The sequence below is a fragment of the Stieleria neptunia genome (assembly GCF_007754155.1).
In the GTDB taxonomy this organism is placed as follows: Bacteria; Planctomycetota; Planctomycetia; order Pirellulales; family Pirellulaceae; genus Stieleria; species Stieleria neptunia.
Genome location: NZ_CP037423.1, coordinates 5,664,270 through 5,676,612, shown reverse-complemented (window position 1 = coordinate 5,676,612; position 12,343 = coordinate 5,664,270). Strand labels below are relative to the sequence as shown.

General features: G+C 58.3%; 5 protein-coding genes. 4 read left to right on the top strand and 1 reads right to left on the bottom strand.

Annotated features, from left to right (window positions below; genetic code table 11):
- Positions 1 to 130: 130 nt before the first annotated feature.
- The 4 genes from Enr13x_RS19660 to Enr13x_RS19645 all read left to right on the top strand — a co-directional run bounded on the left by Enr13x_RS19660 (position 131) and on the right by Enr13x_RS19645 (position 4,299).
- Positions 131 to 439, top strand: a complete 309-nt coding sequence (locus Enr13x_RS19660) for a BON domain-containing protein (RefSeq protein ID WP_197455213.1) — start codon at positions 131 to 133, stop codon at positions 437 to 439.
- 464 nt (positions 440 to 903) lie between these two features.
- A complete protein-coding gene (locus Enr13x_RS19655; RefSeq protein ID WP_231743654.1) occupies positions 904 to 2,394 on the top strand; it encodes an ATP-binding protein in 1,491 nt (496 codons plus the stop codon).
- 26 nt (positions 2,395 to 2,420) lie between these two features.
- On the top strand, positions 2,421 to 3,572 hold the full coding sequence (locus Enr13x_RS19650) for a two-component system sensor histidine kinase NtrB (RefSeq protein ID WP_145388638.1): 1,152 nt from the start codon (positions 2,421 to 2,423) through the stop codon (positions 3,570 to 3,572).
- Positions 3,565 to 4,299 carry a response regulator gene (locus Enr13x_RS19645; protein ID WP_145388637.1) on the top strand — a complete coding sequence of 245 codons (735 nt, stop codon included), beginning with the start codon at positions 3,565 to 3,567 and terminating at the stop codon, positions 4,297 to 4,299. The genes Enr13x_RS19650 and Enr13x_RS19645 overlap by 8 nt, the downstream gene beginning before the upstream one ends.
- Positions 4,300 to 4,441: 142 nt before the next feature.
- Here Enr13x_RS19645 and Enr13x_RS19640 read toward each other — a convergent pair whose 3' ends face one another.
- A complete protein-coding gene (locus tag Enr13x_RS19640) occupies positions 4,442 to 12,217 on the bottom strand; it encodes an SdrD B-like domain-containing protein (protein ID WP_197455212.1) in 7,776 nt (2,591 codons plus the stop codon).
- Positions 12,218 to 12,343: the final 126 nt, after the last annotated feature.

The following is a 12,343-nucleotide window of genomic DNA, read 5'->3' as shown; positions in this document are numbered from 1 at the left end:
GAGGATTTGATCCGGTTTTGTCAAGTGGGCATGAGTTTCGCAGGATGTGGAATTTGACTGATGCAACGAATCGTGTTTTCCCATAGGCACCCGGTCACCCCCGGACGGCGTGCTCAAGGAGTTGATGGAGATGATGTCGACTGTGCGAACCTCCCAGACGGACTCGGATGCAGATTCCAGCGAAGATCGCAACACGGAAACGACAGGCCAAGCTGCCGGTGCCCCCGACGACCACCGCGAAAAGGATGCGTTGTTTCGCGAGATCCTTGCGAATTCCGGGTCTGGGGAACTGCGGCAAATCGAGGTGAACGTGCGAGACGGGCAAGTCGTTCTGAGCGGCCGCGTTTCAAGTTTCTACCAAAAGCAACTGGCCCAGGAATCCCTGTTGCCGGTCGCCATCGGAATGCAGATCTGCAACCAGCTCGAAGTCGACCCCTAGGGTACCGCTGTGAAGCATTGATTTTCTGTGTTCTTCGGGGTGTTAGCGGCAGGGCGCGAGCCCTCCGGTTCCTCATCGCCGCCAACATACCGGAGGGCTCGCGCCCTACCGCTAAATAATGCTTCACAGCGTTGCCCGTAGGGGGCAACGATGTGCGGAGCGCGGTACGACGTCCTTTCCAGGTCGTCGGCGAGAAGGCCCGTCGATTCTTTTTCTGCAGGATTTGGCAACCCATTTAGATTCTCTCCCTCTGGGAGAGACGGCGTTTGCGCAGCAAGCAAACGCCAGAGAGGGCCGGCGCTGCGAAAGTTTTAGCGCCGTCCGCTACGATCAAATCCGTCACTTAGACAATTGACGTCCCGGATGGGCCGCCGTCGGTGCGAAAAGCTGCCACCTGAGCCTGGACGGTGCACCCTAGATATGGGGCCTTCTCTCGGTGTACCATGCAGCGTCGGATCATCCAGATGACGTCGTTGTTCTTTTCGTCGCCGGTGCCCATGAACGAATCACTCAGCATTCTAGTTATCGAAGACGATGCTGATACGCTCACCAACCTCTGCGATATCCTGGAACTGGACGGACATCACGTCGTCGGAGCCTGTTCGTTGTCCGAAGCGAAGGCACGAGCCGAACACGACGCGTTTCAGATCGTGATTTCAGATCGCAAACTGCCCGACGGGTTGATCGAAGATTCATTGCCGGAACTGATCCAGTCGGTCAAGGGATCCGACATCATCGTGATCACCGGGTTTGCCGACATGCAAAGTACGATCACGGCGTTCCGAATGGGCGTGACCGACTATGTCATCAAGCCGATCATTCCCGATGACTTGCGGAGCACGGTTCGCCGGATCGCAGACAAAAAACGTCTCGAAGCGGAATTGGCCAATGAGCATGCGTTCGCCGATCTCGTTTTGGACACGGCCGAAGCCATCGTCCTGGTCTTGGACCTCGACGGCAAGGTGGTCCAATTGAATCCGTACCTGGAACAACTCACCGGCTGGACCCCGGAAGACCTGAGCGGAAAGGACTGGTTCGAAGTCTGCATCGCCGAGGACGAGCGGGAACGCGTCAAAGAGGTTTTCATTCGCACCGCCCACGACTTGCACACGCGAGGCGTCGTCAACTCCGTCGTCGGCAAGGACGGCAGACGGTACCAGGTGCGGTGGTCCAACACGACGCTCAAAAACCACAGCGGCGAAGTGACGTCGGTGCTGGCCGTCGGCGTCGACATCAGCGACCTGACGGCGGCCCAAACCCGGGCGTTGCGGTCCGAACGGCTCGCCGCGATCGGGCAAACGATGACCGCACTGGCCCACGAAAGCCGCAATGCCCTTCAACGCATCCAAGCCGCCGGCGAAATGCTGGGGCTGGAGATCGCCGGCAACGAACATGCCCTCCACGACCTGAAAAAAATCCAACGAGCCACCGACGACCTCAAGTGTTTGCTGGAGGAGGTTCGGTCGTTTGCCGCCCCCATCCAGATGCGTCCCACGACGGTCAATCTGCCCGAGATTTGGCGACGCGTTTGGGATGATCTCGCCGTCTCCCATTCACGACGTGACGTCCAGCTGATCGAAAACTTCGAGTCGTGTAACGTCAAGGTCGACGTCGACACGTTGCGGATGGAACAGGTCTTTCGAAACCTGTTTGAGAACGCGTTGGCGGCGTGTCACGATCCGGTCCGCATCGAATTGAACTGCCTGTGCGATGGTGATCAAATCCAACTCACGGTCCTGGACAATGGACCGGGGATGTCCGAAGAACAATTGGAAAAACTCTTTGAACCCTTCTTCACGACCAAGCAGAGTGGGACCGGCCTCGGTTTGTCGATCTGCCAACGTATCATCGAAGCACATCGCGGCTCCATCGCGGCACGAACACATCCCGACGGTGCCGCATTCGAAATCAGACTTCCCCGCCAAACCTCCTGCGACGTCGAAATCTATCCCTAACCGGGAGACGTTTGAAGGAAAGTGGAATGCATAGTCAAGATCAAGCCGTGCTGTTGGCGATCCTGGAAGCCGCCGTCGACGCCATCATCGTGATCGACAGCCGAGGTGCCATCCAAACGGTCAATCCGGCGACGATCCGGTTGTTCGGCTTTGAAAAGGGCGAAATGCTCGGGCGAAACGTCAACATGCTGATGCCCAGCCCGTTTCATGAGCAGCACGACGGCTACCTGGCCAATTATCTGCAAACCGGCGAAGCCAAGATCATCGGGATCGGACGCGAGGTGATCGGAAAACGCAAAGATGGCACCACGTTTCCGATGCACTTGGCCGTCAGCCGAATGGCCGTCGGCGACCAAATTCTGTTCGCCGGAATCGTTCGTGATATCACCGACATCAAGAACGCTCAGCAACAACTTGCCTTGGCCAACGAACGACTCGAACAACGCGTTCAAGAACGAACAGCCGAATTGCGCGCCGCACAAGCCGATCTGCTCAAGTCCGAACGGATGGCCACGCTCGGCCAAGTCTCCGGAGGCATCGCTCACGAGATCCGAAATCCTCTCAATGCCGTCCGGACTTCGGTCTACTATCTGCGGAACGTTCAGAATCCTTCGCCGGAAAAGGTAAATGAACATTTGGAGAGGATTGATCGGCAAGTCAGCATGATCGACAATGTGATCACGGCGCTTTCGGATATCGCTCGGATGCCGGAACCGGCCGTGATTGCCTGTGACGTGAAAGACTTGCTCGGCAAAATTGTGTCCTCCGTTTCGATGCCCGCTAACATTCGAATCGAATCGAATCTTCCGGACAGCGGCTTCCAAGCGGCCATTGATCCCAACCAGGTTTCCATTGTTTTTCGCAATCTACTCCGCAACGCCCGCGACGCCATGCCCGATGGGGGTAAAATCTCGATCGCCGGACGGGTCGCTCCCGATGAATTGGTCGTCCAGGTTTCCGACACCGGCATCGGAATCAAACCCGACGACTTGGCACGCGTGGTCGAACCACTTTTTTCTACCAAAGCCCGCGGGATGGGACTCGGTTTAGCCATTTCGGTTGCGATCTTAAAAAAGAACAAGGGGCGACTGGCAGTGGAAAGTCAGCTCGGAAAGGGAACAACGTTTTCGGTGCATCTGAAACCGTTCTCACAGGAGGAACGAAGCCACGATGAATGAGAGCGGATCGAGGGTACTGATCGTCGACGACGATGCGGACATCCGAATGAACTTTGCCGACATCCTCAGCGACCTCGGGTACCAAACCACGACGGCCGAGGACGCCATCGCGGCGCTTCAGTGCGTCCGCGACAGTCGCTTCGACGTCGTCCTGCTGGACTATCAAATGCCGGGCATGGACGGTGCGTCGCTGTATCGCGAAATCAAAAAACTGCAGCCCTCGGTCGCCGCGATCATGATCACCGCTTGGGCCGGCAGCGACGGTGCCCAGCAAGCGAAAAACGCCGGGACCTGGGACGTGCTGCGAAAACCCGTCGACATTCACGACCTGTTGGAAAAACTCGCCCGCGCCGCCAAGGCACCGATCGTGCTGGTGGTCGACGATGACGAAGACTTCTGTCAGTCGCTTTGGCAAGTGTTGAACCTGCGGCATTTCCGCGTCGCGTTGGCACACAGCGAAACCGAAGGGATCACGCAGGCCAGTGATTCGCAATGCCAGGTTGCGATCGTTGACCTGAAACTCGGCAGCGGTGACGGACGCAAGGTCATCCGACGGATCCATCAAGCCGTCCCCAAGGCGCGAACCATCATCGTCAGCGGCGACCGGCAGATCGCCGCCGAGGCCTATGACGAACTCGGTGATCAAGTGGTCAACGCCGTCTGTCAAAAACCCATCGACATCGATCAGTTGCTCCGGATGATCGAAACCGACGGCGGCCGAAATTAGGGCGCGATCGTCGGCCCAGCTTGTTTGAACGCCGCCTCCTGCGAGATCACGACGATCGGTGGTCCTGGCCCACCGATCGCTGCCACCGTTCCCGCTTCCGTTTTGGGTCAACCAGCAGTGTGCGGAAGAAAGCACATGGGGATTAAAAAAGTCCGTAGTAAGACAACGGAACTTCCAAATCCTCTTCCTCTCTCCCGAATTCGCCAAACAGATCGTCTTTGCTTTGTGTATCGCGGTCACTGCCAAGGTTTGACTGGTTACTAAACCGCAAACTGTCCGCCAGTTGATTCGAAGCATCCTCCAGAGCAACGTTTAGGTACGGGTTGTTGATTTCGGCGACGCGATGCTGATCCCCCTGTGTCGACTCGCTGATCGGACTGACATCCGGTACGGAATTGCCTTGCTTGACTTGAGCCGATTGTGCGTATTCGGCGCTGCCGAGATAATTGATGATCATCAAAGCGTCGATGGCGCTGATTTTTCCGTCACGGTTGAGATCCATCGCCGCGTTTCCGACGTTTCGGATGACTTCACCTTCGCTATCAACCATGCTCATCGCATTGATGATGCGAAGTGCATCGATCGCAGAGACCTCCCCATCGCCTGAAACGTCATAGCGACTGGTTCCGTCAATCTTCTCAGTGACAGCAAGAATCGGATCTGCGATGCCTTCTGGATCAGCGTTCTCACCCGCTAATGCAAACATCGCATCGGAGGATTCGCTGCCGGACACGACGCCAGTCGCGTCATCAAATTGATAGACCGTATCCGATTTTTTGTCGACAATCCAAATCGTCGACCCGCCGTTGGGGTCCACGGTAATGCCCCGTGGTTCTTCGAGCGCCTCATCAGCAATTTCCCAACTTCCGACCAGCGCTCCTGTGGCGATGGAGTACTTGAAGACTTTTTCTGTCCCGCCGTCGTCGTCGACGACCCACAACGAAACCCCGTCGGTCGTGAGTCCTTTCGGGTGGTCGTTTTTGGAGTCGATGTCGTCATCGAGATTCAATGAAAAGCTGGAGGTCGGATCGAGATCACCTCCGGAATGCGTCTTGCCGGTGGCGTAATAGAACACCGCCTTCTCTTTCTTGTCGACAATCCACAACCCGGTGTCGTTGGGATCGGGATGAACCGCAATCCCCTCGGCTTCGCCGCCTATGCCATTGGCTTTCCAGGACCGGGCCAACGAGCCATCGGAATTGTAAACGTACACATGCTTGTCCTTGTCGATCACCCATTTCAGATCGCCATTCTGATCCGCACTGATGCCGCGTGGATCGGAATTCCCGTCGGCAAGCGGTGAATCGCTGATCGGCCTGCCGCCGTCGGTGTAGCTGTAGTTTGCATCGTCACTCTTGTCGACGACGAAGAACTTAAGCGTTTCGACAAAGTGATGTGCAAGATCGCTGGCGGTGAGTTCCGCCTCGCCGGTCAGGTCGTCGACCGAGTTCGCGGTCACCGTTCCGACGTTCATCTGCTGTCCCGGCGACGAGGCGATGATCGCAGCGCTGTAAATCCAGACTTCACCGGGATCCAGGATGTTGTTGTTGTTGACATCTCCCTCGTCCAAGATCGGCAACAACCCTTGGTCGTCGGTCACCTCCACATTGGTCAAGCCGACATTGCCGACATTGGCGACCTCGTAGTAAAAGACCACTTCATCTCCGGCGATGACGCTTGGTCCGGTCGGTGAGTCGGCAGGATCTCCGAGTCCGGTCGCTTGGGTTGCCGATCCATCCTCTCCCTCGTAGCCGACCAAAACGACACTGCCGACGGTGTCGCCGAGTTGAATCGGTTGCGAACAGGACGTGTGATATTCCAAAACCTGGAGCGGATCGTCGCCCGCTTGAAAGGCCGCGAAATCGTCATAGATCTCGAAGACGGTATTCGAACCAAAGCTTCCGCCCACATCAAAGACAGCTCCCGCCGCAACAATCCCTTCAAAGAGGTCGCCTCCACCGACAACGATGTAAGACTCTCCGTCGTTATCGGGAGTGCCAGTGGCGGTCGCTTTGCTACTGTCCTGGCCGCTCAGCACGACCGTCCCCGGCGAGTATTCGAACGAGAGTGTGACGACCTTGCCATTGACGTCACATTGATCTTCGCTCGACGGCGGCGTCGGAACATATACGTACTTTTCGAACACGAGTGGGTTGACGATGTGATTGCTCATATCGGAATCCATCACCATCGTTCCCGCGGAATCTTCCGCACGGACCTTGGCCGTATTCTTGTGTTGGCCGGGTTCGGTCACGATTTCCATCGCTTGGTAGTACCAGGTTTCGTTCGGATCCAACAATCCATCGTTGTTGTCGTCGCCGATATTGAAGCCGCCTGCCTTTTCAACCGGTGCGGGCTCAAAATCGTCGCTGCCCAAACCCGGAATCTGGTCATTCGTTTCATTGTCATCAAAAACACTGATGATGCTAAGCGGAACATTGCCCGGGTTGCTGACGACGTAGGTCCAAGTGGCTTTCTCGCCCAATTGGGCAACCGGTCCGGTCGGCGAATCGGCATTCAAGCCGATGTTGTTGGGGTCGAACGGCGCGTCGGTAGTAAACAAGATTCCGCCGAAATCAATGACCGGTGGATCCATCGTCGGCGGCAGTGTCGCCGAGCCGTCTTCACCGTCGTAGCCGACCAGGATGACACTGCCGACGACGTCGCCCAGCTGGATAGGCTGCGAACACGACGTATGGTATTCAAGCGTCTGCAGCGGTGACGCATTGGCCTGGAAGGCGGCAAAACTGTCGTAGATTTCGAAGACGGTATTGGACCCAAAGTTACCACTCACCGTGAACGTCGCACCTTCAACAACGGTGCCTTCAAAAAGATCGCCGTCGCCGACGACGATGTAGGACTCGCCGTCGTCGTCGATCATCCCCGTCGCAGTCGCTTTGCTACTGTCTTGGCCAGTCACCACCGTTGTGCCTGGAATGTATTCAAACGTCAACGAGACCACTTTGCCGTTGATGTCACATTGGTCACCCTGCGTGATTCCAGCCGTGACGGTGAAGTGGGCCGGGTCCATGTCCATCACTTCTCCGCCGCCCGAATTGGTGCCGACGACCGTCGCCTTGTCAATATGCAGACCGGTCGGGGTCGTGCTTGTGACGGAGGTGGTCGACACGTAGAGCCACACTTCGCCCGAATCGAGGTTGTTGTCCCTATCCGTGTCGCCAACGTTAAATCCACCCTCGGAGACCGGATCCGGCTCAAACTCCACGCCCCCGGGCGGTGCCAATACCAGGTCTTCCACCTGGATGTTTGACAATTCGGTTCCAGGAACCGGGTTGGTCACCACGTAGGTAAAGACCACCGTGTCACCGGCTGCCGCCGATGGCCCTGACGGCGTATCCGCATCGGCATCGTTGACGCCTGGCCCATAGTCGGGGGCCTGAATGTCGCCACCCGGCGTGCCGTCGTTGTATCCGACCAATGTCGCACTCAACGGCTGGGCTCCCAAAATGATCGGGGCCGAGCAGGACGTGTGATAATGGAACGACTGCAACAGCGGCCCTCCCATTTCATCGAAGAAGAAGAAGTAGGTATTGGACCCGAAGCTTCCCGACGCGGTGAACAACTCGTCCTCGCTGACGTCTCCCTGGAAGAAGATGTCGCCAAAATCATTGGGATCGTCGTTCTTGGAAACGACAACGTAGCTCGTTCCATCATCATCGAGCCCATTGTTCGCCAACACACCAGCTTTTCCGCTCGGCTGAAGCGGATTGAAGTCCGTGCTCGGAATGTATTGGAACGTAAGGGATACCGGTTTATTTAACACCTCGCACACGTCGCCCTGAATCGCCGGCGACTCAACCCGAACAAGCTTTTCAATGTCGATCGGATTGACATCGATCCGTGTGAACTTTTCGATGTCAATTTCGGGAGCCGCGGGAGCAACGAGCCCGGCATCGAGCGTGCGGTCGTAGTCACCCGACTCCAGCGTGACCGTCTGAGTCATGCCGGACATCGCCGGGTCGGCATCGCTGTCCAAGTCATCGGGCACACCGGCGGCGTTGACCGTGGTGAACACCTGGCCGCCGGGCAGCACGAATTGCACCGAATAATCACCCGGGGTCAGGCCCGCGAACTTGTAGCCGCCGTCACCGTCCGGGGTGCCGTCCCCGTCCAGGTCGATGTTCGCCGTGACCGTGCTATCGCCGGTCAACACGCCGTCCTTCTTGAGCAACACCGTGACACCATTGACGCCCGGTTCACCGACATCTTGTTGGCCGTTGCCGTTGGTGTCTTCCCAGACAAAGTCACCCAGCGCCGCAGGCGTGATCAGCCCGGCGTCGAGCGTGCGGTCGTAGTCACCCGACTCCAGCGTGACCGTCTGGGTCATGCCGGACATCGCCGGGTCGGCATCGCTGTCCAAGTCATCGGGCACACCGGCGGCGTTGACCGTGGTGAACACCTGGCCGCCGGGCAGCACGAATTGAACCGAATAATCACCCGGGGTCAGGCCCGCGAACTTGTAGCCGCCGTCACCGTCCGGGGTGCCGTCCCCGTCCAGGTCGATGTTCGCCGTGACCGTGCTATCGCCGGTCAACACGCCGTCCTTCTTGAGCAACACCGTGACACCATTGACGCCCGGTTCACCGACATCTTGTTGGCCGTTGCCGTTGGTGTCTTCCCAGACAAAGTCACCCAGCGCCGCAGGCGTGATCAGCCCGGCGTCAAGCGTGCGGTCGTAGTCACCCGACTCCAACGTGACCGTCTGGGTCATGCCGGACATCGCCGGGTCGGCATCGCTGTCCAAGTCATCCGGCACACCGGCGGCGTTGACCGTGGTGAAGACCTGGCCGCCGGGCAGCACGAATTGCACCGAATAATCACCCGGGGTCAGGCCCGCGAACTTGTAGCCGCCGTCACCGTCCGGGGTGCCGTCCCCGTCCAGGTCGATGTTCGCCGTGACCGTGCTATCGCCGGTCAACACGCCGTCCTTCTTGAGCAACACCGTGACACCATTGACGCCCGGTTCACCGACATCTTGTTGGCCGTTGCCGTTGGTGTCTTCCCAGACAAAGTCACCCAGCGCCGCAGGCGTGATCAGCCCGGCGTCGAGCGTGCGGTCGTAGTCACCCGACTCCAACGTGACCGTCTGGGTCATGCCGGACATCGCCGGGTCGGCATCGCTGTCCAAGTCATCCGGCACACCGGCGGCGTTGACCGTGGTGAAGACCTGGCCGCCGGGCAGCACGAATTGCACCGAATAATCACCCGGGGTCAGGCCCGCGAACTTGTAGCCGCCGTCACCGTCCGGGGTGCCGTCCCCGTCCAGGTCGATGTTCGCCGTGACCGTGCTATCGCCGGTCAACACGCCGTCCTTCTTGAGCAACACCGTGACACCATTGACGCCCGGTTCACCGACATCTTGTTGGCCGTTGCCGTTGGTGTCTTCCCAGACAAAGTCACCCAGCGCCGCAGGCGTGATCAGCCCGGCGTCGAGCGTGCGGTCGTAGTCACCCGACTCCAGCGTGACCGTCTGGGTCATGCCGGACATCGCCGGGTCGGCATCGCTGTCCAAGTCATCGGGCACACCGGCGGCGTTGACCGTGGTGAACACCTGGCCGCCGGGCAGCACGAATTGAACCGAATAATCACCCGGGGTCAGGCCCGCGAACTTGTAGCCGCCGTCACCGTCCGGGGTGCCGTCCCCGTCCAGGTCGATGTTCGCCGTGACCGTGCTATCGCCGGTCAACACGCCGTCCTTCTTGAGCAACACCGTGACACCATTGACGCCCGGTTCACCGACATCTTGTTGGCCGTTGCCGTTGGTGTCTTCCCAGACAAAGTCACCCAGCGCCGCAGGCGTGATCAGCCCGGCGTCGAGCGTGCGGTCGTAGTCACCCGACTCCAACGTGACCGTCTGGGTCATGCCGGACATCGCCGGGTCGGCATCGCTGTCCAAGTCATCCGGCACACCGGCGGCGTTGACCGTGGTGAAGACCTGGCCGCCGGGCAGCACGAATTGCACCGAATAATCACCCGGGGTCAGGCCCGCGAACTTGTAGCCGCCGTCACCGTCCGGGGTGCCGTCCCCGTCCAGGTCGATGTTCGCCGTGACCGTGCTATCGCCGGTCAACACGCCGTCCTTCTTGAGCAACACCGTGACACCATTGACGCCCGGTTCACCGACATCTTGTTGGCCGTTGCCGTTGGTGTCTTCCCAGACAAAGTCACCCAGCGCCGCAGGCGTGATCAGCCCGGCGTCGAGCGTGCGGTCGTAGTCACCCGACTCCAGCGTGACCGTCTGGGTCATGCCGGACATCGCCGGGTCGGCATCGCTGTCCAAGTCATCGGGCACACCGGCGGCGTTGACCGTGGTGAACACCTGGCCGCCGGGCAGCACGAATTGAACCGAATAATCACCCGGGGTCAGGCCCGCGAACTTGTAGCCGCCGTCACCGTCCGGGGTGCCGTCCCCGTCCAGGTCGATGTTCGCCGTGACCGTGCTATCGCCGGTCAACACGCCGTCCTTCTTGAGCAACACCGTGACACCATTGACGCCCGGTTCACCGACATCTTGTTGGCCGTTGCCGTTGGTGTCTTCCCAGACAAAGTCACCCAGCGCCGCCAACCGGTAGAAGCCCTGGTCGAGGCTGAGGTCGGATTGACCGGCGGTCAACGTGGTTGTGGCCGTCATCAGGTTCATCAACGGATCGGCATCGGGAACACCGTCGCTGTCGATGTTGTCGTTGACACCCTCGTTGGCTGGACTGATCCCGCTGTAGCCGAACGGCTGGACAAACTGGACGGAATAGGTTCCCGGCGGGAGATCGTCGAACAGATACGCGCCATTGAGTCCTGTCGTGGTGTCGTCAATGATGGTGCCGCTGGCATCCTTTAGGTAGACGGTAACACCACCGATTCCAGGTTCACCCGGATCCTGTATACCATCGGCGTTGAGGTCTTCCCAAACAAAATCACCGAGGGACACATCGCCAGCGCCAGGAATATTGCCGAAGTTGAAGCTGCCGGTGACGATAATGCCTTGAGTCCGAGTCAACGTCGGGACCGCCGGTGATGGTGGCGGCACGTTGAGAAAAACAGCCGACTCGGATTTATTCAATGAGTCTGTCAGGTAGAAAGCAGCTTGATTGAGAACCGCACTCCCGGGATTAGAGGTAACCCTAAAGTTACCCGCCGAGAGATTGCCGTCCGGGTCGCCCGCGTCTGCGTCGTAAAGCAGTTCCCAAACGGCGATTTGCAAAGCAGCCGCGCTGGCAGATGGCAATGCAGATTGACCATAGTGATTGTAAAGGTACGCAACACGTTCGGCATTGTGAGGTGTGCCGCTGCCGATCGGGTTGCTATCCGGGGTGACCACAAAAGGTCCATTGACACCATTGCCCAAGTCATTGAAGAGGTCAACGCATAGGGTCAAGAACTCATCCGTCGGGTTTGGAGTCAGCGCGTTGCTGTGCAGTTTCGCTGGCAGTTGACCACCGCTTGCCGAGACTTGCGTTCCAAAAATGTTATAGGAAAAATTCCTGAACAACCCTAATTGGTTATAGCGATTGATATCGATGCTTGCCGTCAGGTCCGCCGGATCCAAGAGTTGGACATTGATACTGTTGGTTGATGTGCCCGTCACCGGACTGATTTTCGACAGGGCATCGCTGGAGGAAGCGTTGTAGCCGGAAGCAGCCAGATTGACCAACTGGTAATCGCCGGGAGTCAGGCCACCGAAGAAGTAGCCGCCCTGCGCATCGGTGACCTGAGTCGCGATCAGCCCATTGCCATTGGCCACCGACTCGCGCAATTCGATTGTCGCACCGGCGAGATAGCTTTCGGTTGTGTCGAGCTTTCCGTTGGAGTTGGAATCGATAAACGCGGTTCCAGCCAAGAAGTCATTGGCCAACAACATTCTCGGCTCAAGGGATTCGGCAATCCGGATGCGGCTTCGCATGGAAGTTCGCGCAATCTTGTTCCGTCGAGAACGACGCCGGCTATTGGTCGATGAAAATTTCATAGTTGCAACTCGATCAAAGAAATGAAAGTAAATCTTGTGAGTAAATTTCGTCCATAATCGCTT

Excerpts from the sequence above, each read along its gene's own strand:
- Enr13x_RS19655 (WP_231743654.1), top strand. The coding sequence starts at position 904 with ATGACGTCGTTGTTCTTTTCGTCGCCGGTGCCCATGAACGAATCACTC.
- Enr13x_RS19640 (WP_197455212.1), bottom strand. The coding sequence starts at position 12,217 with ATGCGAAGCCGCATCCGGATTGCCGAATCCCTTGAGCCGAGAATGTTG.
- Enr13x_RS19650 (WP_145388638.1), top strand. The coding sequence starts at position 2,421 with ATGCATAGTCAAGATCAAGCCGTGCTGTTGGCGATCCTGGAAGCCGCC.
- Enr13x_RS19645 (WP_145388637.1), top strand. The coding sequence starts at position 3,565 with ATGAATGAGAGCGGATCGAGGGTACTGATCGTCGACGACGATGCGGAC.
- Enr13x_RS19660 (WP_197455213.1), top strand. The coding sequence starts at position 131 with ATGATGTCGACTGTGCGAACCTCCCAGACGGACTCGGATGCAGATTCC.